A 20,068-nucleotide genomic window follows, 5' to 3' on the forward strand; every position below is an offset into this window, starting at 1 on the left:
AGCGGACCCCCGACGATTAGACTAAAAAAACTAATTGTTGAGGGTTCGTTTTTTTTCTGTCGATTGTAAAAAGAGTGCAAGCCTCTCTCGAATGTTCTAACTTTTACGCTATACTCATATGATGCAATGAACAAGTCGCACAGATGAAAAAAGTGAGGGGGAAATATCGTGGCCAATTATAAAAAAAAGCATTCATCTTATCGATCGGCTCATGGTAATAAGCAGATTCAGCATTCTGCTGCTTATTATAGACAAAGGAGAAAGGAAGATGAAGGAACGTGGTTCATTAGACGTTTTATGTGTCAATCGATGATTTGTTTATGTGTGTTAATGGGAATCTTAGTTATTCAAAAGCTTCCAAACACAACGATGTACGAGACTGTAAAGAGTTCGGTCATGGGAAATTTTCCATTTGCCAAATACGAAAAAATGTATCAGAACTTCTTGTCAAATATGTTGCCGTTTGAATTTAAATTACCGAGCGATGAAGAGGTAGCGGCAGTGAATGGTGGCGTATCATCAACCATGGATGAGTCAGGAAATCAGGTGGCGTCTAACGATGAAAAAGATACAGAGTTTAATTTGAAAAAGGCGATTAAAAAGGCGACTAATAATGTGGCTTTAAAGGACTACGAAGATGGAGTGGTGATTCAGGCTAAACAGACAGAATCGATTAGAAGCTTTGTATCGGGAATTGTTTTGAACTTAGGTGTCGATGAGAAGATAGGTAATTATGTTAATGTCCAACTACCAGATGAATGGGTCCTAACGATTGGCTTTTTAGAAAATAGGGGAGTTAGTCAGTATCAACACATTAAGGTGGGTGACGAGCTTGGCGTTGGTTCGGTTTTAGAGCTACCGGGGACAGATTTTGAAGAAGAGGCGTTTTATTATTTATCATTAAAAAATGAGGAGGGAGAGTACCAAGATATTATGGATTACTTAAAATCATTGCAATAAATAGGGGGGCTTAATGATGCGTCCAAAACGAATAAAGTTTGATCCTTCTTTTTATGCGATGACCTTACTCGCAATTTTTCTTGGATATTTAAATGAATATATTATATTTGCTCTAACTATTTTAGTTCATGAGTGTGGTCATCTAATGATGGCCGCTTTTTATAACTGGAGGTTTGAACGAATAAAATTCTTTGCCTTCGGAGGCATTATGGAATTCCAGGGAGAATTAAATAAATCGAATGTGGAAGATTTTGTTGTAAGTAGCGGGGGAATTGTTTTTAATTTTCTTTGTTTTTTACTCTTAATTCTAGCCCGTGAAAGGATAAGTCCATATGTTAATTTAACGCTGTATGATTATGCGATAGGAAGTCAGTTGTTTGTTATCTTTTTTAATTTGACACCATTACCACCTTTAGATGGAAGCCGGTTATTAAATGCGTTTTTGTGTTGTTATTTTCCGTATAAGGTAGTTTTAAAGATAATGAAGATAATAAATATAGTCTTAATTGTTCTTTTTATGGCCATAACATTTTTTAACGATTTTCGACAAATCTATCTTGTTATGTCATTTCTTGTTTATTCGACGATTAAGTACAATAAACAAATTTATTTCCTATTTCAACGGTTTTTATTACAGAAAAGAATGTATACAAATGTGGATTTACCAAATAAAATTATTAAATTTAGGAATCATTCCTTGGAGGATAATTTTTATCGTGGATATTTTAACACGTTTCAAATTAACCACCGATTACATGATGAGACGAGCTGGTTGAAGTTAAAATATGAGGAAAATGCGGTCCTAAGTGTTGACGCTCCTTATAAAACTGACTAAAATAGGAGAGACAAGATGAGATGAAGTTGGAGGCGGAGCATAAGGTGGCACAATTGACAGATGATATTTCCGTACTAGTAGTAGATGATAATGAGATTAACTTAATGTTGATGGAAGATATATTAGATGTCATGGACATCAAAAAAGTAAAAACACTTGAAAGTGGGATTGAAGCAATTAAGGAAATTGAGAACAACCCAAATTATGATGTTGTAGTGATGGATATTTGTATGCCGGTTATGGATGGATATGAGGCATCAAAACAACTAAGAAAGATTGGATATGAGGGGCGTATTATTGCCTTGACGGCAAATCAGTTATCAAAAGATGATTCAAAATTTCAAGAGGCGATGATGGATGATATTCTATTAAAGCCCGTTGATCTAATGATGATAAAAAAAGTATTAGGGTGTTAGGGAATACCTTAATACTTTTTTTAGTTAATAGAAGAAAGGCGAAATTACAGCACCTTTTTATCGCAGACGTTCATAGAAGGGATGAAAAGACACGAGATGCCTATGTTTTATAGGGAAGTTTGAAGGAGTCTGTAAAATTTAGTATATATGTTCAAAGAAAAAATCGAAAAAGGTAGAGATAACCAGCTATAAAACGTTGACGAATGATTTTTGCTTTGCTATAATGAACTATGTTGTTAGCACCTTAGGGTACTACAACCGCACGGATAAGGTTTAAATACAACTTGTATACCTTAAATGGCGAGTCTTAGTTAAATTTTAAGGAGGTGCAGGTAATGTACGCTATTATTAAAACTGGTGGTAAACAATTAAAAGTTGAAGTAGGTCAAGCAATCTACATTGAAAAATTAAATGTTGCTGAAGGTGATGTTGTTACTTTCGACGAAGTATTATTCGTTGGTGGAGAAAACGCAAAAGTTGGTGCTCCATTAGTAGAAGGTGCAACTGTAACTGCAAAGGTTGAAAAACACGGTAAAGGTGAAAAAATTATTGTGTTCAAATACAAACCTAAAAAAGGTTACAAAAAGAAACAAGGTCACCGTCAACCATACACTAAAGTTGTTATCGAAGCAATTAACGCTTAATTAAATCGACGATGATTACAGCCAATTTTCACTATAAAAATAATAAAGTTGAGTCATATGAAATTAGCGGCCATGCATTTGCAGGTGAACCCGGTGAAGATTTAGTCTGCGCTGCGGTGAGTGCAGTAACATTTGGCTTAACAAATTCCATTATCAACTTAGATGAATCAGAACTTAGCATAAAAATGGAAGATGGTTATTTATTAGTTGAAAATCTTCCAACTAGTGAAGCTGCTCAAACGCTAATCTATGGAATGATTACTTCTTTGCACACAATTGAAGAAGAACAATTTAAATACTTAACAGTTATAGAAAATAAGTAGGAGGTGGCCCAATGTTAAAGTTAAATTTACAATTTTTCGCATCTAAAAAAGGTGTTGGTTCTACAAAGAACGGTCGTGACTCTGAGTCTAAACGTTTAGGAGCTAAATTAGCTGATGGACAATATGCTTCTGCAGGATCAATTATCTATCGTCAACGCGGAACTAAAATTTATCCAGGAACAAACGTAGGTATGGGTGTGGATCACACTTTATTCTGTAAAATCGATGGTGTTGTTAAATACGAACGTTTAGGACGTGACAAAAAACAAGTTTCTGTATACCCAGAAGCTAAGTAATCGATTTAATCAATCCCCTGATCAGCCGATTAGGGGATTATTTTTTATGCCTTTTTTTCGTATGAGTTTATAAGTTTATTTTAATACTATATATAGACCGAATTAGATTATTTTCAATCCTATTTGAGGGAAGTATAAATAGCCTATAACCGTTTATTTTTATGATTAGATTAAAGTCTAGATAGGGCATGCCGATTAAAAAGTTTTCCGAAGATATTAGTAGAGGATAGCAAGACGTTTATAACCTATGTTATTTTTGCTTGACTCAATGATGCGCATTCTAAGGTACAGGAGTGTGTCTTCGGGTATGGCATGGAGTTTTAGCTGATTTTTTGTTATATAAATAGCACTCTTATTTTCATATATAGGAAAAGTGATGGATTGTTTTCGTTCTTGAAATTTTTAAAGAGTAGTTTAGTCTACTCTATTCATCGCATGCTAAGTCTGTGCCAGAAGGTTTGGGGTTATTTACTTCGTTGATCTCTTACGTTGAAAATATTTATGAGGTACATGTTGAAGAATACTACGTTGAAATGAAGAACCATTTCAATGAATAGAATTGAGGGATACACTTGTTTATCGATCAAGTCAAATTAAAAGTGGCGGCTGGTAATGGTGGAAATGGTGCCGTAGCCTTCCGTCGTGAAAAATATATTGCCAATGGTGGTCCTGCAGGTGGTGACGGAGGAAACGGAGGTAGTGTCATCTTCGTTGCGGATGAGGGATTGTCGACACTATTGGATTTACGTTATAACCGTGTCTTACAGGCGAAAAATGGTGAGAACGGAATGGCAAAAAGTTGCCACGGAAAAAATTCTGATGATTTAATTATTAAAGTTCCTGTTGGGACTATTGTTTATGATAATAGTACGAATCTGATTATCGCTGATTTAACTGAAAATGGTCAGCGTGCGATTATTGCTAAGGGAGGACGCGGTGGACGTGGAAATATTCACTTTGCTACTCCGCGTAATACGGCTCCTGAGCTTGCTGAAAATGGTGAACTTGGACAAAAACGAGAAATTCGTGTTGAATTAAAAGTGTTAGCAGATGTCGGATTAGTTGGGTTCCCAAGTGTTGGTAAATCGACATTGATTTCTGTTGTATCAGCATGTAAACCTAAAATTGCAGCTTATCACTTTACAACGCTTGTTCCTAATTTAGGAGTTGTTCGTGTTCCAGATGGTCGTTCGTTTGTCATGGCAGATTTACCGGGATTAATTGAAGGTGCTGCAACTGGGGCAGGGCTTGGACATCAATTTTTACGCCATATTGAGCGTACACGTGTTATTTTACACGTTATTGATATGTCTGGAATGGAAGGACGCGACCCATACGAAGACTATGTAACTATTAATAATGAACTTGCACAATATCGCTATAAATTGATGGAACGTCCTCAAATTATTGTTGCCAATAAAATGGATATTGGGGATGCAGAGGAAAATTTAAAAGCATTCAAGGAAAAAGTTGGAGACGATATGACGATTATTGAAATTTCGGCTGCAACACGTCAAGGAATTGATCAGTTACTCTATAAAACGGCTGATTTATTGGAAACAACGCCACAATTCCCATTATATGATGAGGAAGAAATGGAACAATCAGTTACATATAAATTCACACCTGAAGAAGCGAAGTTTCATATTTCTCTTGGAGATGATGGGGTTTATGTGGTTTCTGGACCGCATGTGGAAAGAATTTTCCATCAAACAGATTTCAACCGAGAAGCTTCTGTTATGCGTTTTGCTCGTCAGTTACGCCAGCTTGGTGTCGATCAGGCGTTACGTGATCTTGGGGTGGAGGATGGAAATCTTGTTCGTATCCTTAACTTTGAATTTGAATTTAAAGATTAATTTATTTATTATTTCTATACTAGGTTCCCTAATGAGGGGACCTTTTTTCGTTAGGAAATAAAAAGATAGGGAATGGATCTTTTAGCAAAATATCGGGGTGGCAAGGGGAAGTTTCCCATTAAAATATGAGTAAAGGTGGGACCGCGAGCCAGCAAAGGAATTTTAAAAGGTTATAGGCTTATCGAGTATTCATCTTTTTGTCCTCAAGTTAAATGATGCTGTGTCACTTGATAATGTTAGCTTAATTTTAAAGGTTCACTCTTAAGCGCTATGCTTTAGGCGTTGAAAATTATGATGGTGTTAAGTTCTCCCTTTTTCCAATGAAAAATGTATGGGGTGTTGGAAGTATCCTATATGAAGGGATTGTTTTTATGTCAGGGAGTTAGATGCGAACGCTTGAATCGCTTCTCGTTTGAGAAAGTGTTTTTCTATCTCAAGGAATCTATGAGGATCTAAAGATTCAAGGTCTATCATCTTTTTTCATTATCGGATCAACTTTTTAAGGAAATTTGATATTAGGAAAAGAAGTGATGTGTGATCAAGTTTTCTTTTTCTTCTAAAAAGGGGAACTGACATAAGTGGGTCGAAGTAAAGATTCTAGATTTAGAAGTTAATGGGGTGAAAATAGAAAAATACGCTGTTGGTATAAGTTTGTTATATTCATAAAAATGTCATCATATATTGTAGGGAGATGATGTAGAGAGGAGAATCAGGCTTATGAAAATCCACATTGTGCAAAGAAATGATACATTTCAGTCTATTGCTGAAAAATACAATGTCAGTGTTCAGGATTTAATCGGGATGAATACCCATATTAATCACTTAGCTGGCCTTGTTCCTGGGTTAAAAGTCAAAGTTCCTTCACCTGTTCGTAAAGAAGAATCTAATGTCGCACAACATATCCAAAAATATTACCCTAATTTAGACACTAATCCGATTGAACTAAAATCGACTCAAGCCCCTGCGGCAGAACCTGTTGTGGTCCAAAATGTTCAACAGAGTCAGGTTCAAGTGTCGCCCGCTCCCCAAGAGGTGACGCAAAAGGAAGAAGTAAAACCGATTCCATTAAAGCCTTTAAAAGAAGAAACGCCAACTGCCCCAAATGATGGTGTTAAAGTCGAAGTTGGGGGCGTAGCAAAAACGGTTGAGCAGTGTCAAGTATCGGTTAATGAAACGGTTTATAAAAAGCCAGATGAGGCGACTAGTAACACTTCACAAGTTGCCCAACAGGCACCATATCCGTTTCCAGCAACGCCATCGATGATGTATCCTCCGTATCAGGCGGGATGCTTATCGGGAGCGGCCCCTTATCCAAGTCACTATATGAATCCTTGTGCGGTTCCTCCTTATCCAGGTGCTTATGTGAATCCTTATGCTGCAAGAGGCGTACAAGATGAAAGATTCTTTATTGGTGGTTTTGGTTATCCATTCTTCGGTGGAGGATGGGGATGGGGAGGATACCCTTATTATGGAGGATGGGGATGGGGAGGATATCCCTATTACGGTGGATGGTACCGTTATCCATACCTATGAATATAACACATGATTAAGAGAGGGTGCCTTGGCATCCTTTTTTAATTACTTTAATACGTTAACTAAGTGTTTAAGTGCGATTTTCGATGATTTTCTTTTAGGAAATAACATTTATTTTATGAAAAAAACATATGATGAAATGAGTTAAATGGGGAAATGAAGGAGTTGGGGGATTGATGGAGGATGTGAAGCATGCGTATGAAATTCTTGGGGTAACCCCGACGATGTCGCTTGAAGAGATAGAAAATGTTTATGAATGTTTAGTAGACGACTTTTTAAAGCAGAATCATGATTCTTCGCAGGATGAAAGGTTATTGCAATGGGCGGAGGCATTTGAATGTATTGTGGAAAGTCGTATTGATCTTACAGCTTGTTCTGTAAAGGAAAACCGAGGTCAAAAAGTGTTAATCATTCTTTTAAAGGTTGTCGCGGTTATTATATTTTCATGCATACTGATTAAGGAAATTAGCTGGTTGGAGCAACCTGATCCCTCACCTGTTGGTGGAGTAACAACCGATGAGTTATCGAATAATTTTGAGTTGGTTTTATCAAAATTTGATGAGACGAGTTATTGGGATTGGGGGTATTATGAGCAGAAGGACGAATGGACGGTTGTCGTCGCCATTAAGGTTTTGGAAGCGAGTGCGGAGGGAGCCTTAGTTAGCGCATATAATTTTAAATTAGGGGATGATAGTCCAGTAACGACGGTCTCAAAAGATGTTTATAAGGACGAGGAGATTAATCACCTTCATTATCTAGGAAAATATAGTGAACTTGTTCCTCAAAGTCATAAGTTTGCTATTACATTTAGCGTATCTCCCTTTATGCCTGGCGAGCAACGAATCCTTTATTATGAATTTCCTAATGGACGGAAGATTGAAGTAGGTCGTTTAAAGCTCGAAAATATGAATGACCATGAGGATCATGGAATATTGGTTTAAAGGAAAAAAGAGAAGAAGATGTTTATTTTTTTAACGCCGATGGGATTGATAATAAAATAGCGTGAGTAAAAGCATCCCATTCTTGATAAAAACGTCGTTATGTGATGAACGGGATAGACCGACTATTTTTAGTAAGCATAAGGGGTTTTGATAAAAAAAGAAATCGCCACCGGCATATCTTGAAACTGGGGGATAAAGAAGAGGGGGGACTATCGTGGAAATTAAAATCATGAGTCAGAAAGAGGCAGAGGAATGGAGTTATAACCAGTGGATGGAGGTTACATTGTTAGTTTCAATTTTGGGGACCCACGCGCCTACGCCCAATTTTTATAGAAATCCTCGAATTATTGATATGATTTCAGTAAGTTTTGATGATATCCATGAGGTGCACGGTGACCAGACATTACTATCAGAGGAGGATTGTCTAAGAATTGGCGAGTTTATTTTAAATCATTTTGATCAGGTGGAAACGATTGTTATTCATTGTTCAACGGGAGAATCCAGATCAGCGGCTATCGCCTTCGCTGTTTGTCGCCTCCTCGGACTTGATGATCGCTGGATTTTTGAATCACCCAAATATTCACCCAATACATACTGTGTTAAAAAGCTTAATCGGGTGTTAGAGCTAGGCCTTAGTGAGGAAGAAATTGTATCCCGATTTGAATATAAAAAAAGACATTAGAGTTCCTAATGTCTTTTTTGTTGATGATGTTGAAAGATTAAAACCAAGCAGGCAATTAAAGCGGTGATTCCTCCCATGAGGAAAGGTAGTTTACTTCCTAAATCGTATAGAAATCCGGCACTTAATGATCCGATAACCATTCCGACAGAACGTGATGAGTTTTGAATACCCATGATTTCTCCTGCATTGTTTTTGGCCTGCTTAGAAATCATACTTTGATAAATAGGTTGTGCCAAGGGCATGACGATAAAGAAGGTCATCAAACAAATGCACGTTAATAATAGGTTTGTTGTGCCTGACCATACAAGTAGCGAAGTAGCTGTTAATCCAATGATCACGATTAGCGTTTTAAACTCATCGTATTTTTTGGCAAGCCGAGGACTAATAAGAAAATTTCCTAAAACTGCGCAGATAGGAACTACACTGAGGATAAGACCGTTTAATTGAGTAGGTAGCTTTAAATCTGACTCAACAAAGTATCCGATGGTTGAGTTATAGGCTGTTGTTGTAATGTTCATTAATGCAACGGTTAGAATGAGTGAGGTCAATAGTGGACCAAATTCAATCTGAGATTTTTTAAAAGTAAGGTGGCTTAATGAGAGGGTTGTTTTTCCTTCTTTTTTATTGACTAGGGTATCCTCTGTTAAGAAAAAGAGACAGATTGTTAATAAAATACAACAAATGAACTGTACAATGAAACTGTTTTGGTAATGTGTCGCTCCAAGCCATCCTCCAATATTTGAACCGGCAGCTGCCCCCATTGAAGTAGTTGCTGCAAGATAGGCGAGTGATTTTGCGCGACCTTTTGCCGACGACAAATCGCTGATGCAGGCCATGATGACCGCTACGTAACTAACACTTAGGATTCCCCCAAGAACACGAAAGATAGAAATTGTAATGGCCGATTGACTCAGCCCAAATCCTAATTGCGTCATGCCGTAGCCTAAAACCCCGAGCATTAGGAACTTTTTTCGTCCCTTATAATCTGAAAGGCTTCCCCAGATGGGAGAAAAGATATAGCTTCCAATTGACATAAGGGCGAAGAAGAGTCCGAACATATAAGAGGGTAACTCTAATTCATTAATGAGCCGCGGAGTCACGGGGTGTGCGAAGTTAAAGACGGTCATAATTAAAAAGTTAAAAAATAAGAATTTCCGTAATGTTTTTTGTTCCATAAAGCCTCCTTATAAAATGTTTGACTAATGACAGGATTAATAAGTCTAAACAAACACTATCATTATATAAAATTTAACATTCAACTACAAATGTTAAGTGTTAAAAGTCGAACGAAAGTTACCTCCTCCTTATCATATAGGAGCTAAAAAAAGCGTATGTTTCTAGTAACACGACGATGTTTTGCAACGATAGGATATAACACTGAAAGGGGGGAAGTTGCAAGCCATTAAATCTTGCAACAAAAAGGATGGGTATAAAAAATAAAACTTATTATAGAAACTGGTATCAACAATGGAGAGAAGAAGAACAAATAAGGTTAGAAAAACAATCGACGAATGAACTAAGAACGTATCAATATAATGTCGATACAACCCAATACCGAGCCAATCATGATTTAGGTAGAAAAAATGTTGGTTATACACGAAATAATCATCGTAAATCGCAGTCCCCGTATCAAAAAACTAGAAATGGAAATCAGATGGCAGACATTACGCTATCTACTCAAAACTCATTTGCGGATATATTACGTGGAATTTTAGTTGGAATCCCGTTGGTTGTTGTATTACTTACGGTTCTTTATGTCGGTGGGGTTATTCCTCAGAATCAGGTAAATCAATTTTTAGGTCTTTCGACTAACAAAGTAGTAACTGATTATATCGGCAAGTATGATGAGCTGATGCTACTACATAATGAAATTAATAAAAGTTTGTCTGATCATATGAGTACGGGTAATTTTTCTAGTGTTTATCTTCAGGAATTAAAAGAGAAACAAAATCAGATAGCGGTTAAAACTCAGGAAATCATGGCTACAGAAGGGGATAACTTTTCTGAGATGGGACGCCTATTGAATCTTAAACTAACTAGCCTTAATCAGTTAATGGGTAAACTTGAAGGTAGCGAATCTCTAACTGAGGAAGTGAAACAGGCCTACAATCAGTTTGTAAGTGATCAAAATGAGGTAGGAAACCAAATTGTCCTAGCATTGACTAACCTTTTAGATGCCAATAAGATTCCATATACGAAAGAAGTAAATGGAGCCATTCAAATTAAATAAAAAAAGTCATTCAACGCGTTTGAATGACTTTTTTTATAAAGAATTACTTGAAAAACGTCTTTAAGGTAGCGGGATAGGATTTGTTTTGGGTAAATGAGGATTAAATGATGAAAAAAGCCACCCAAACGAATGAATCGGCTTAAAATAGCCTAATATAATATGTAAACAGAAACGTGTTCTACGTTTTGTATAGAAAAATGGAATGCAAGGATTAAGGTCGTATAAGACACAGGCGTGTTCAGTTAAAGTTCTTTACGGAGTAAAGAATAGCTAGGTTTCATAGATACTTTAAAAGTATAGGGTTAATAAATTAAAAATGGCGAATATAGATCTGAAGGGAGGGAATGATTAAAACGAAGGAGTAAAACTTCTATTTTTATAGAAAAATATATGATATAATAATATTTTTCATAATTAGACAGAAAAAGATAATTATTGCCATGTGGGAAGATTAATGATAAACTTAAAAATGGTATTTTAATATAGGTATTAAAAATTAATAGCTAGAAATTTTAATATAAACGTAGGATATAAGTAAATATAATGCTATCACAGTAACGCAAGGCTTGAATGATTCGTTACTTTAAGATAAGGAGAAATAGATATATGGATTATAAACTAATTGCAACAACGACGTTTGGAATCGAAGCCGTTACGGCGAAGGAGTTACGACAACTAGGTTATGAAGATTTACGCTTAGAAAATGGAAAGGTTCATTTCGAGGGTGATGAAATGGATATTGCAATTACTAATACGTGGTTAAGAACGGCTGACCGTGTTTTAATTAATATTGCAGAATTTGAGGCAACAACATTCGAAGATTTATTTAATCAAACCGAAGCGATTGATTGGAGTCAATACATCCCTGTTAATGGAAAAATGCACGTTGTCGGAAAGTCAATTAAATCTACATTACATAGCGTTCCTGACTGTCAAGCGATTGTAAAAAAAGCGGTAGTAAAGAGTATGCAACGCGCCTATAATCAGGATTGGTTTTCTGAGGACGGGCCAGTTTATAAGATAGAGGTAGCCCTTCTAAAAGATATGGTAACGTTAACGATTGATACAACAGGTCCGGGGTTGCATAAACGTGGCTATCGTGAGTTCGCGGGGGAAGCGCCGTTAAAAGAAACATTAGCAGCTTCACTAATTCTCTTATCTCGTTGGAAACCGGAACGACTTTTAGTTGATCCATTTTGTGGGTCAGGGACCATTTTAATTGAAGCTGCTATGATTGGAAACAACATTGCACCGGGATTAAATCGTACGTTTGTTTGTGAAGAATGGCCATCAATGGACAAAGAAATTTTTGAACAGGTTCGTGATAGTGCCCGAAAGGCGATAAAAAATAACTCATTACGTATGTTTGGTTATGATATCGATCCTCAAGTGTTACGCACTGCACGTCAAAATGCTGAAAAAGCTGGAGTTTCAAAAGCGATAGAATTCCATCAGTTAGATTTCCATAAATTCTCTTCAAATTATAAATATGCTTATATGATTACAAACCCTCCTTATGGGGAGCGCCTTGGTGAAGAGGATGAAGTATTTAAATTAAATAAAAAAATTGGAATGATGAAACGAAAATTATCGACATGGGATTTCAATATTCTAACGTCGTTCTCTAAATTCGAAAAAGCGTTTGGTCGCCAGGCAGATAAGAATAGAAAGTTATATAATGGGCGTATTTTAACGCGTTATTATCAATATTTTGATAATAATTTAAAACAAAAATATGGATCAGTTGTGCCGGTAGTTGAAGAAAAATCGGAGTAGAATAAAGTGTTGTTCAGGAAAATTCTTCTTTCGAACGTTTATAACAAATAGATGAAGTAGGCCCGTATCCCATTAGTAAATAAAAAAGGATGTTCTTCTTATTAAGAAGACATCCTTTTTTATTTACTCTCTGAATTAACAGTGTTATATAAAATTATAAAAAATAGTAAAAGGAGAGTATATAAATTTTAAAAGGAGGTATTCTATAAACGATAGTTCCATTACACTTAAAACATATCTCAAGCAAAATGAAATTAAGATATTGCTTTTAAATGAAGGTAACTAGTTAATATATTTTATACTTATATTTTGGAGGTTTTTCAAAATGGCAACAGGAACAGTAAAATGGTTTAACGCCGATAAAGGATATGGATTTATTACTGCAGATAGTGGTGACGAAGTGTTTGTTCACTTTTCTGAAATTCAAGGAGACGGATTCAGAACTCTAGAAGAGGGACAAAAAGTTGAATTCGAGGTTACACAAGGTGATCGTGGACCACAGGCTTCAGGCGTACAAAAATTATAAAAATTTAAATATAAAAGAGTCGATTTTATTCGACTCTTTTATATTTAAAATACTCGCCTATTATTTAAATAAGACTTATAATAAGGGAAGACCTTTTATTAAACATATGAACTTATTAGGATTCATTCATTTATATTTACTTAAAGGACGAAAAAATTATTTATAATCAAGGGGGAAGTAATAATGAAATCTGTGACTATTCAGTCTTTAAAGGAAAAGTTAGATTCAATTGATATCATTGATATTCGGGAGGTTGAGGAGTTTAATGCATTACCTAAACTTAAACAAGCCAAACATATTCCAATGAATCAGTTGATTCAAAAACCAGAGTCTTATTTAAATAAGCAGGAATGTTATTATTTAATTTGTCGGTCAGGAGCGAGAACTGCAAATGTTACTCAGTATTTAGATAGCCTTGGATATAACGTTATCAATGTAACCGGAGGAATGTTGGAATATTATAACGAGCGGAAAGCTTAATGAAGTAATCTTTTGTATTGAATTTTTAAAGGTAATGCCATTACTATCCTAGGCAGCAACGAGCAATCTAACAAAAAGAATGTTCGAACGAAAATGAAGCGATTAGCGTATCTTTTATTGATGAAAGAGGTAGTTCTAAAGGGCCGATTTTATAAATAAGATGATGGTAGGAATTTATAAATAGATGATGAATCGGTTAGGAGAGGAAATGTGGAGTTAGAAATTATTCGTTTTATACAAAGCTTTCATACCCCGCTTTTAGATCAATTATTTCAGTTTATTACCCAATTTGGAGAGGCGCCTTTTAAGATTATGTTTGTCTTAGGAATATACTGGTGCATTGATAAAAGGATGGGTGAATATTTAAGTTATTCGTTTTATACAAATTTAATGTTTAATCATACGGTAAAAAACATTGTTAATGCAAAAAGACCTATAGGAGAAGAAGGAGTTCGCTCGCTAAGGGTTTCAACTGCGACAGGTAGTTCTTTCCCAAGTGGACATTCACAGGGTGCTGCTTCTACCTATGGTGCCGCCTATTTGATTTTAAGAAGGTATAAATCAGCCATCATTTTATTGATACTGGTTTTACTTGTTGGGTTGTCACGGCTTTACCTAGGGGTTCATTACCCAAAAGATGTGGTGTGCGGAATTTTGTTTGGTTTAACGATTAGTTACTGTACATACAGGTTGTTTTTAAGGTCTGAGGATAAAAGTAAACTCTATTTAGCTACGCTTGTTTTATTCCTTCCCTTTCTTTTAGTATTACCACATCATCCTGCTCATATGGTAGGTGAATATTTAGGGTTTATAGTCGGTGTAGCCTTTGAAAAAAAATATGTAAATTTCAAAGTTAAGGGACGAATTGCGATGCGGTTATTTCGTTTTATGATAGGAATCGTATCTTTATTTATTTTAAAATGGTGCCTCATAACCTTGCCCTTTAAAGGCATGGTTTATCAATTTTTATACGGAGGATTGCTAGCTTTTTATAGCTTTGCAGGTTATCCCTATCTATTTAGATGGCTAAATAAAGGTAAGCATTGATGACTTACCTTTATTTTTTTGAAAAAAATGCGAAAATTGTTTTGACAAACCCGTTAAAGGATGATATTATTAAGAAGTTCCAAAAAGCGACAAAGAACGAGAAAATAAAAAATAAAAAAACTTTTGACATAAGTTGTTGAATGTGTTAAGATAAGAAAGTCGTCTTGAGAGAAGGCCCGTTGGTGAAGCGGTTTAACACACATGCCTTTCACGCATGCATACACGGGTTCGAATCCCGTACGGGTCACCATTAAAAATAATAGATCGGGAAGTGGCTCAGCTTGGTAGAGCACCTGGTTTGGGACCAGGGGGTCGCAGGTTCGAATCCTGTCTTCCCGACCATAATAAAAAGGCGGAGTAGCTCAACTGGCTAGAGCGTACGGTTCATACCCGTGAGGTTGGGGGTTCGAGTCCCTCCTCCGCTACCAAAATAAATATGGAAAAATGGAGGAATACCCAAGTCCGGCTGAAGGGATCGGTCTTGAAAACCGACAGGGCGTGAAAGCGTCGCGGGGGTTCGAATCCCTCTTCCTCCGCCATATTAAAATAAATAAACATCGCGGGGTGGAGCAGTTGGTAGCTCGTCGGGCTCATAACCCGAAGGTCGCAGGTTCAAGTCCTGTCCCCGCAACCAAAAGGTCCAGTGGTGTAGCGGTTAACATGCCTGCCTGTCACGCAGGAGATCGCGGGTTCGATTCCCGTCTGGACCGCCATTTAAATAAAAGGCTTGGTAGCTCAGTCGGTAGAGCAAAGGACTGAAAATCCTTGTGTCGGCGGTTCGATTCCGTCCCAAGCCACCATATAAGGTCCAGTGGTGTAGCGGTTAACATGCCTGCCTGTCACGCAGGAGATCGCGGGTTCGATTCCCGTCTGGACCGCCATTTAAATAAAAGGCTTGGTAGCTCAGTCGGTAGAGCAAAGGACTGAAAATCCTTGTGTCGGCGGTTCGATTCCGTCCCAAGCCACCATACAGGGTCCAGTGGTGTAGCGGTTAACATGCCTGCCTGTCACGCAGGAGATCGCGGGTTCGATTCCCGTCTGGACCGCCATTTAAATAATAAATAAAAGTCCTGCTAGCTCAGTTGGTAGAGCATCTGACTTTTAATCAGAGGGTCAGAGGTTCGAGTCCTCTGCAGGACACCATTTTAAAAAAAGGTGCGTGCCTGAAATAATGAAATGCCTGGGTGGCGGAACTGGTAGACGCACAGGACTTAAAATCCTGCGGGTGGTGACACCCGTGCCGGTTCGATTCCGGCCCTAGGCACCAACTTAAAAGCGCCTATAGCTCAATTGGATAGAGCGTTTGACTACGGATCAAAAGGTTAGGGGTTCGACTCCTCTTGGGCGCGCCATAAAAAGTGTTAAAAAGGCCCGTTGGTGAAGCGGTTTAACACACATGCCTTTCACGCATGCATACACGGGTTCGAATCCCGTACGGGTCACCATTAAAAATAAAAGTGGAGGATTAGCTCAGCTGGGAGAGCATCTGCCTTACAAGCAGAGGGTCGGCGGTTCGAGCCCGTCATCCTCCACCATAAAGAGCCGGAATAGCTCAATTGGTAGAGCAACTGACTTGTAATCAGTAGGTTGCGGGTTCAAGTCCTGCTTCCGGCACCATATGGCGATTGTGGCGAAGTGGTTAACGCATCGGATTGTGGCTCCGACATTCGTGGGTTCGATTCCCATCAGTCGCCCCAGTATGCGGGTGTAGTTTAATGGTAGAACTTCAGCCTTCCAAGCTGACTGTGAGAGTTCGATTCTCTTCACCCGCTCCAATATGAATTTTAACATCCTTCGGGATGTTTTTTTTATTTTCATGTACGGGGTGGAAATCGAGGATGGTATAATATTTTTAGAACGCTAAGCAATAGGCGTCGTAGAATTATGGATGAAAGAGGGGGTAACTAAGTGAAGAAAGTTTGTTTGGCAGCTCCGCATTTATATGAGGAGAGGAATGAAAAGATAACTCTTGATCGGTTTTTAAATGGTGAGCAAGCGGGTGACTTAGAGATTGTAAAGTTTGAAAAGGAACTTTCATCATACGTTGGTACTAGAAAAGCTTTGGTTCTTTCGAGTGGTACGGTGGCTATCCGTCTTGCCTTGAAGTCGCTTGGTGTGAAAAGTGGGGATGTCGTTTTCTGGTCATCAATTACGTATCCTCCATCTTGTCAAGCTATACTTTCTTTAGGAGCAACGCCAGTATTTATCGATATTGATCCTTTAACTTGGGGGATGTGCCCACAATCTTTAAGGCTAGCCTTTCAACAATTAAAAGAGAAAGGGCAACGACCACGTGCCGTTGTCGTTGTTAATTTGTATGGCCAAAGTGCGGATATGGATCCTATTTTAGAGATTTGTCATGAGTATGGAGTGCCTGTTTTAGAAGAGGCAGCTGAGTCATTAGGTGCGACTTATAAAGGACGTATGAGTGGTACCCTAGGCGCAGTAGGGATTTATTCCTTTAATAAAAATAAGATAATTACGACTTTATTTGGAGGGGGAGCATTAATATCAAATGACCCCTCATACGTTGATAAAGCTAGAGATTGTTTATCTGAGAATAGAAATGATTTAATGTCACCTATCGCGGCAAGTATAGGGCGTAGGCAACTTGAGGTGTTGGCTAAACGTCTTGAAAGAAAAAAAGAAATTTATGAAACGTATAGGCGCGCTTTTAAAGAGATAGGTGAAATAGAAATGATGAATATTTGCGATTATGGACATTCGAATTACTGGTTATCTGTTATGACGGTTAAGAGGGGTTCTGTAGTAACCAGTAAGGAAATTATGGAAAAATTGAAATCTCATCATATTGAATCACGACTTGTTTGGAAGCCAATGCATTTTCAACCGGATTTTTCCGACTTTCCTTTTTTTACAATACAGGAGGGGACTTCTATTGCAGAGGATTATGCAAATAGAGGGATTTGCTTGCCTTCTGATACCCAAATGACACAAGGGGAACAAGAGCGAGTGGTAAATATTGTTAAACAATTGTTTATAAATAGTAAGTAATGAACTAAAAGATTGAAAGTAACCGGATAAGATATTACGGGTACTTTCTTTTTTATCGTTTTAAAGATTTGACTTATCTTAAAAAGAGATCGGGGATTGGATTAGGGGAGTGTGCAGAAAAAGTTATTAATTATTTAAGTTTAAAACTATTAATGTGCAATTTTTAAGAAAAATTTTCCAAGGAATGAAAATACACTTACCCTATGCAATTTTCAACTCTTCAAAAATGGTTTTTAATTCCACACCTTTTTGAGCTTTATGATAAATTAATTTCACTAATTCTTGTTTTTGCTTTCGTTGACACTGGCGTAAACTGTCACCCAAACAACGATTATTTAACGTTATTCGTTTTAAATAAAGGTAAACGAATTGAATCATTAACATCAATCGTTTAATCCCTTGTAAAGTTCGAATTTGATAGTTCCCCATTCCGAAATTTTGCTTCACTTCTCGGAAGAAAATTTCAATAGGCCAACGTTTAGTATAGTGTTTAAGTAGTTGTTTGGCAGACATTTTCAAATCATGACTCATAAAACAACGTAAAGCTTTTTCTTCCAAAGGAGCCGTTTGGGGCCAACTTAAAATGATTTGGACGACATGTCCCCCTCTTATTCGTCCCTTATATAGATATGTATAATAACGCTCAGATCCGACGGTCACTAAGTCGAGATCATGAAGGGATAATGTTTTCGCAAATTGTTTCAGTTGAATTCCGTTGGGACGGTAACCTTTAGGAAGAATGATTCGATTCGTTTTAATCGCTCCTAAATAATGAAACCCGACTTGCTTAGCCGTTTGAAGGAGAGCTTCACACGTATACCAACTATCCGCTAAGACATAGCCTTTATAGGGAGGTTTGGGTAATTCCATCAGAGCTCTTCGAACGAGTTCGATTTTACTCTGTTTCTCTTTTTCATAGGGAATGATTTGATAAGGAAGAATTAAATCCTCACATTGAAGCATCAAGGCGACAAATTGATGACCATAAACGTGTTGATGATGAAGATGAGAAAAGTGCCAGCTACATCCTTGAATAGGATGTGTTGCCCGTGACGAAGGTTTAGTTTTAACACAAGTCGTATCATCAACCATCACGTAAATAGGTTGTTGAGTTTGATAAGAACGCTGATAGATACAGGATAAAACATAGGTTTGAATCTGGTGACTGATCGCCTCCTCATCCCAAGGACTATCCGTTAAAAATCGTCCAAAACTTGTCCGATGACAGTGTTTAACGGCAGAGATTTTCCCCTGATAATTTTCCTGAATCATCAAGTTTAGAAACTGGTTAACATGATTAAACTGAGGTTTAGATAAGAATAAATCTAAATCAAGTTGTTTTAAAAATTTGAAAATTGAATTTGAATCTGATATAATACTATCCATGAACATTAACTTAATTCCCCCTCGTTAATTGGTTGTAGGAGACTTAATTATACAGGGATTTAAGTTAATGTTTTTTCTTTTTTTACTGGTATTTTATAGCTGGAAATTAATTGGAAGTAGTTTTGCACATTAATAGTTTAAAAAATTTAAAATAGGTAATATTAAAAAAGTAATAATTTTTTCAGAAAAAAACTTTGACAAATAAAAAGAATGATGATATTATAAAAAAGTCCTAAAAAACGACAAAAACAAATAAAAAAAGTATTTGACAAATCTTGTTGGATGTGTTAAGATAAAAAAAGTCGTCTTGAGAGAAGGCCCGTTGGTGAAGCGGTTTAACACACATGCCTTTCACGCATGCATACACGGGTTCGAATCCCGTACGGGTCACCATTAAAAATAAAAGTGGAGGATTAGCTCAGCTGGGAGAGCATCTGCCTTACAAGCAGAGGGTCGGCGGTTCGAGCCCGTCATCCTCCACCATATAAGAATGGGCTATAGCCAAGCGGTAAGGCAACGGACTTTGACTCCGTCATGCGCTGGTTCGAATCCAGCTAGCCCAGCCAACGATGTCCTGCTAGCTCAGTTGGTAGAGCATCTGACTTTTAATCAGAGGGTCAGAGGTTCGAGTCCTCTGCAGGACACCATTTTAAAGCGCCCATAGCTCAATTGGATAGAGCGTTTGACTACGGATCAAAAGGTTAGGGGTTCGACTCCTCTTGGGCGCGCCATAAAAAGTGTTAAGAGGCCCGTTGGTGAAGCGGTTTAACACACATGCCTTTCACGCATGCATACACGGGTTCGAATCCCGTACGGGTCACCATTAAAAATAAAGATCGGGAAGTGGCTCAGCTTGGTAGAGCACCTGGTTTGGGACCAGGGGGTCGCAGGTTCGAATCCTGTCTTCCCGACCATAATAAGAAGGCGGAGTAGCTCAACTGGCTAGAGCGTACGGTTCATACCCGTGAGGTTGGGGGTTCGAGTCCCTCCTCCGCTACCAAAACGAATATGGAAAAATGGAGGAATACCCAAGTCCGGCTGAAGGGATCGGTCTTGAAAACCGACAGGGCGTGAAAGCGTCGCGGGGGTTCGAATCCCTCTTCCTCCGCCATATTAAAATAA

18 protein-coding genes, 27 tRNA genes and 1 other annotated feature are annotated in these 20,068 nt (G+C 37.6%); of the genes, 43 read left to right on the forward strand and 2 right to left on the reverse strand.

Annotation, left to right across the window (positions count from 1 at the left end; translation table 11 throughout):
• Nucleotides 1-168: 168 nt before the first annotated feature.
• The 10 genes from VXM77_RS03620 (at nt 169) to VXM77_RS03665 (ending at nt 8,486) form a co-directional block, all read left to right on the forward strand.
• Nucleotides 169-960, forward strand: coding sequence for a M23 family metallopeptidase (locus VXM77_RS03620; RefSeq protein ID WP_262953457.1), 792 nt, complete (start codon nt 169-171; stop codon nt 958-960).
• Between the two features lie 16 nt (nt 961-976).
• Nucleotides 977-1,795 carry a site-2 protease family protein gene (locus VXM77_RS03625; protein ID WP_262953456.1) on the forward strand — a complete coding sequence of 273 codons (819 nt, stop codon included), beginning with the start codon at nt 977-979 and terminating at the stop codon, nt 1,793-1,795.
• 20 nt (nt 1,796-1,815) lie between these two features.
• Nucleotides 1,816-2,211 (forward strand): response regulator, encoded by a 396-nt coding sequence (locus VXM77_RS03630; RefSeq protein WP_161831589.1) that lies wholly within the window; start codon nt 1,816-1,818, stop codon nt 2,209-2,211.
• A gap of 246 nt (nt 2,212-2,457) precedes the next feature.
• Nucleotides 2,458-2,529: a sequence feature (ribosomal protein L21 leader region), on the forward strand.
• Nucleotides 2,530-2,546: 17 nt separating this feature from the next.
• Entirely contained in the window at nt 2,547-2,855 is a 309-nt protein-coding gene (rplU, locus tag VXM77_RS03635) for a 50S ribosomal protein L21 (RefSeq protein WP_161831590.1), read from the forward strand.
• An 11-nt stretch (nt 2,856-2,866) separates the two neighbouring features.
• Nucleotides 2,867-3,178 carry a ribosomal-processing cysteine protease Prp gene (locus VXM77_RS03640; protein ID WP_161831591.1) on the forward strand — a complete coding sequence of 104 codons (312 nt, stop codon included), beginning with the start codon at nt 2,867-2,869 and terminating at the stop codon, nt 3,176-3,178.
• Nucleotides 3,179-3,189: 11 nt separating this feature from the next.
• Nucleotides 3,190-3,474 carry a 50S ribosomal protein L27 gene (rpmA, locus tag VXM77_RS03645; protein ID WP_161831592.1) on the forward strand — a complete coding sequence of 95 codons (285 nt, stop codon included), beginning with the start codon at nt 3,190-3,192 and terminating at the stop codon, nt 3,472-3,474.
• A 572-nt stretch (nt 3,475-4,046) separates the two neighbouring features.
• Nucleotides 4,047-5,330: a GTPase ObgE gene (gene obgE / locus VXM77_RS03650; RefSeq protein WP_161831593.1), complete on the forward strand. Its 1,284-nt coding sequence runs from the start codon at nt 4,047-4,049 to the stop codon at nt 5,328-5,330.
• 717 nt (nt 5,331-6,047) lie between these two features.
• Complete coding sequence (locus tag VXM77_RS03655) at nt 6,048-6,863, forward strand: LysM domain-containing protein (RefSeq protein ID WP_338507196.1); 816 nt, start codon at nt 6,048-6,050, stop codon at nt 6,861-6,863.
• 176 nt (nt 6,864-7,039) lie between these two features.
• Nucleotides 7,040-7,804, forward strand: coding sequence for a hypothetical protein (locus VXM77_RS03660; protein ID WP_161831595.1), 765 nt, complete (start codon nt 7,040-7,042; stop codon nt 7,802-7,804).
• Nucleotides 7,805-8,018: 214 nt separating this feature from the next.
• Nucleotides 8,019-8,486: a hypothetical protein gene (locus VXM77_RS03665; protein WP_161831596.1), complete on the forward strand. Its 468-nt coding sequence runs from the start codon at nt 8,019-8,021 to the stop codon at nt 8,484-8,486.
• Nucleotides 8,487-8,491: 5 nt separating this feature from the next.
• On the opposite strand, the gene VXM77_RS03670 is transcribed toward VXM77_RS03665, so the two are convergent.
• Complete coding sequence (locus tag VXM77_RS03670) at nt 8,492-9,661, reverse strand: MFS transporter (RefSeq protein ID WP_161831597.1); 1,170 nt, start codon at nt 9,659-9,661, stop codon at nt 8,492-8,494.
• Between the two features lie 248 nt (nt 9,662-9,909).
• Between VXM77_RS03670 and VXM77_RS03675 the strand changes: the two genes are divergently transcribed.
• The 24 genes from VXM77_RS03675 to VXM77_RS03790 all read left to right on the forward strand — a co-directional run bounded on the left by VXM77_RS03675 (nt 9,910) and on the right by VXM77_RS03790 (nt 17,560).
• On the forward strand, nt 9,910-10,716 hold the full coding sequence (locus VXM77_RS03675; RefSeq protein ID WP_161831598.1) for a hypothetical protein: 807 nt from the start codon (nt 9,910-9,912) through the stop codon (nt 10,714-10,716).
• Nucleotides 10,717-11,322: 606 nt separating this feature from the next.
• A complete protein-coding gene (locus tag VXM77_RS03680) occupies nt 11,323-12,492 on the forward strand; it encodes a class I SAM-dependent RNA methyltransferase (RefSeq protein ID WP_161831599.1) in 1,170 nt (389 codons plus the stop codon).
• Nucleotides 12,493-12,817: 325 nt separating this feature from the next.
• Nucleotides 12,818-13,018 carry a cold-shock protein gene (locus VXM77_RS03685; protein WP_161831600.1) on the forward strand — a complete coding sequence of 67 codons (201 nt, stop codon included), beginning with the start codon at nt 12,818-12,820 and terminating at the stop codon, nt 13,016-13,018.
• A gap of 183 nt (nt 13,019-13,201) precedes the next feature.
• The gene (locus VXM77_RS03690) at nt 13,202-13,498 is read left to right on the forward strand and encodes a rhodanese-like domain-containing protein (RefSeq protein WP_161831601.1); all 297 of its coding nucleotides are present in this window, start codon (nt 13,202-13,204) and stop codon (nt 13,496-13,498) included.
• 210 nt (nt 13,499-13,708) lie between these two features.
• Nucleotides 13,709-14,545: a phosphatase PAP2 family protein gene (locus VXM77_RS03695; RefSeq protein ID WP_161831602.1), complete on the forward strand. Its 837-nt coding sequence runs from the start codon at nt 13,709-13,711 to the stop codon at nt 14,543-14,545.
• Between the two features lie 173 nt (nt 14,546-14,718).
• Nucleotides 14,719-14,795: transfer RNA gene (locus tag VXM77_RS03700), tRNA-Glu, on the forward strand.
• A gap of 15 nt (nt 14,796-14,810) precedes the next feature.
• Nucleotides 14,811-14,887 (forward strand) — tRNA-Pro (locus tag VXM77_RS03705).
• A 9-nt stretch (nt 14,888-14,896) separates the two neighbouring features.
• Nucleotides 14,897-14,973: transfer RNA gene (locus tag VXM77_RS03710), tRNA-Met, on the forward strand.
• Between the two features lie 18 nt (nt 14,974-14,991).
• Nucleotides 14,992-15,084: transfer RNA gene (locus tag VXM77_RS03715), tRNA-Ser, on the forward strand.
• Between the two features lie 19 nt (nt 15,085-15,103).
• Nucleotides 15,104-15,179 (forward strand) — tRNA-Met (locus tag VXM77_RS03720).
• 3 nt (nt 15,180-15,182) lie between these two features.
• Nucleotides 15,183-15,258 (forward strand) — tRNA-Asp (locus VXM77_RS03725).
• 11 nt (nt 15,259-15,269) lie between these two features.
• Nucleotides 15,270-15,345, forward strand: a tRNA-Phe gene (locus VXM77_RS03730).
• Nucleotides 15,346-15,350: 5 nt separating this feature from the next.
• A tRNA-Asp gene (locus VXM77_RS03735) sits at nt 15,351-15,426 on the forward strand.
• Between the two features lie 11 nt (nt 15,427-15,437).
• Nucleotides 15,438-15,513: transfer RNA gene (locus VXM77_RS03740), tRNA-Phe, on the forward strand.
• Between the two features lie 5 nt (nt 15,514-15,518).
• Nucleotides 15,519-15,594: transfer RNA gene (locus VXM77_RS03745), tRNA-Asp, on the forward strand.
• Between the two features lie 18 nt (nt 15,595-15,612).
• A tRNA-Lys gene (locus VXM77_RS03750) sits at nt 15,613-15,688 on the forward strand.
• Nucleotides 15,689-15,723: 35 nt separating this feature from the next.
• A tRNA-Leu gene (locus VXM77_RS03755) sits at nt 15,724-15,812 on the forward strand.
• Between the two features lie 8 nt (nt 15,813-15,820).
• Nucleotides 15,821-15,897 (forward strand) — tRNA-Arg (locus VXM77_RS03760).
• Nucleotides 15,898-15,913: 16 nt separating this feature from the next.
• Nucleotides 15,914-15,990 (forward strand) — tRNA-Glu (locus tag VXM77_RS03765).
• A 14-nt stretch (nt 15,991-16,004) separates the two neighbouring features.
• Nucleotides 16,005-16,080: transfer RNA gene (locus VXM77_RS03770), tRNA-Val, on the forward strand.
• 6 nt (nt 16,081-16,086) lie between these two features.
• A tRNA-Thr gene (locus tag VXM77_RS03775) sits at nt 16,087-16,162 on the forward strand.
• A gap of 4 nt (nt 16,163-16,166) precedes the next feature.
• A tRNA-His gene (locus VXM77_RS03780) sits at nt 16,167-16,242 on the forward strand.
• Nucleotides 16,243-16,246: 4 nt separating this feature from the next.
• Nucleotides 16,247-16,320: transfer RNA gene (locus VXM77_RS03785), tRNA-Gly, on the forward strand.
• Between the two features lie 133 nt (nt 16,321-16,453).
• On the forward strand, nt 16,454-17,560 hold the full coding sequence (locus VXM77_RS03790) for a DegT/DnrJ/EryC1/StrS family aminotransferase (RefSeq protein ID WP_262953962.1): 1,107 nt from the start codon (nt 16,454-16,456) through the stop codon (nt 17,558-17,560).
• Nucleotides 17,561-17,761: 201 nt separating this feature from the next.
• Here VXM77_RS03790 and VXM77_RS03795 read toward each other — a convergent pair whose 3' ends face one another.
• The gene (locus VXM77_RS03795) at nt 17,762-18,952 is read right to left on the reverse strand and encodes a transposase (RefSeq protein WP_161832744.1); all 1,191 of its coding nucleotides are present in this window, start codon (nt 18,950-18,952) and stop codon (nt 17,762-17,764) included.
• A gap of 310 nt (nt 18,953-19,262) precedes the next feature.
• On the opposite strand from VXM77_RS03795, the gene VXM77_RS03800 reads away from it, so the two are divergent.
• The 9 genes from VXM77_RS03800 (at nt 19,263) to VXM77_RS03840 (ending at nt 20,057) form a co-directional block, all read left to right on the forward strand.
• Nucleotides 19,263-19,339 (forward strand) — tRNA-Glu (locus VXM77_RS03800).
• A gap of 14 nt (nt 19,340-19,353) precedes the next feature.
• Nucleotides 19,354-19,429: transfer RNA gene (locus VXM77_RS03805), tRNA-Val, on the forward strand.
• An 8-nt stretch (nt 19,430-19,437) separates the two neighbouring features.
• Nucleotides 19,438-19,512: transfer RNA gene (locus VXM77_RS03810), tRNA-Gln, on the forward strand.
• A 5-nt stretch (nt 19,513-19,517) separates the two neighbouring features.
• Nucleotides 19,518-19,593, forward strand: a tRNA-Lys gene (locus tag VXM77_RS03815).
• A gap of 7 nt (nt 19,594-19,600) precedes the next feature.
• A tRNA-Arg gene (locus VXM77_RS03820) sits at nt 19,601-19,677 on the forward strand.
• 15 nt (nt 19,678-19,692) lie between these two features.
• Nucleotides 19,693-19,769: transfer RNA gene (locus tag VXM77_RS03825), tRNA-Glu, on the forward strand.
• A gap of 14 nt (nt 19,770-19,783) precedes the next feature.
• A tRNA-Pro gene (locus tag VXM77_RS03830) sits at nt 19,784-19,860 on the forward strand.
• A 9-nt stretch (nt 19,861-19,869) separates the two neighbouring features.
• A tRNA-Met gene (locus tag VXM77_RS03835) sits at nt 19,870-19,946 on the forward strand.
• Nucleotides 19,947-19,964: 18 nt separating this feature from the next.
• Nucleotides 19,965-20,057, forward strand: a tRNA-Ser gene (locus VXM77_RS03840).
• Nucleotides 20,058-20,068 lie beyond the last annotated feature (11 nt).

Origin of the sequence: Turicibacter sp. KK003, assembly GCF_037014675.1 — a bacterium.
Taxonomy (GTDB): domain Bacteria; phylum Bacillota_I; class Bacilli_A; order MOL361; family Turicibacteraceae; genus Turicibacter; species Turicibacter faecis.

Bases quoted from the DNA above. Each gene is read 5' to 3' on its own strand.
- VXM77_RS03675 (WP_161831598.1), top strand. From the start codon at position 9,910: ATGGGTATAAAAAATAAAACTTATTATAGAAACTGGTATCAACAATGG.
- VXM77_RS03680 (WP_161831599.1), top strand. From the start codon at position 11,323: ATGGATTATAAACTAATTGCAACAACGACGTTTGGAATCGAAGCCGTT.
- VXM77_RS03660 (WP_161831595.1), top strand. From the start codon at position 7,040: ATGGAGGATGTGAAGCATGCGTATGAAATTCTTGGGGTAACCCCGACG.
- VXM77_RS03640 (WP_161831591.1), top strand. From the start codon at position 2,867: ATGATTACAGCCAATTTTCACTATAAAAATAATAAAGTTGAGTCATAT.
- VXM77_RS03685 (WP_161831600.1), top strand. From the start codon at position 12,818: ATGGCAACAGGAACAGTAAAATGGTTTAACGCCGATAAAGGATATGGA.
- VXM77_RS03670 (WP_161831597.1), bottom strand. From the start codon at position 9,661: ATGGAACAAAAAACATTACGGAAATTCTTATTTTTTAACTTTTTAATT.
- rplU (WP_161831590.1), top strand. From the start codon at position 2,547: ATGTACGCTATTATTAAAACTGGTGGTAAACAATTAAAAGTTGAAGTA.
- VXM77_RS03655 (WP_338507196.1), top strand. From the start codon at position 6,048: ATGAAAATCCACATTGTGCAAAGAAATGATACATTTCAGTCTATTGCT.
- VXM77_RS03795 (WP_161832744.1), bottom strand. From the start codon at position 18,952: ATGTTCATGGATAGTATTATATCAGATTCAAATTCAATTTTCAAATTT.
- VXM77_RS03630 (WP_161831589.1), top strand. From the start codon at position 1,816: ATGAAGTTGGAGGCGGAGCATAAGGTGGCACAATTGACAGATGATATT.
- VXM77_RS03625 (WP_262953456.1), top strand. From the start codon at position 977: ATGCGTCCAAAACGAATAAAGTTTGATCCTTCTTTTTATGCGATGACC.
- VXM77_RS03690 (WP_161831601.1), top strand. From the start codon at position 13,202: ATGAAATCTGTGACTATTCAGTCTTTAAAGGAAAAGTTAGATTCAATT.
- rpmA (WP_161831592.1), top strand. From the start codon at position 3,190: ATGTTAAAGTTAAATTTACAATTTTTCGCATCTAAAAAAGGTGTTGGT.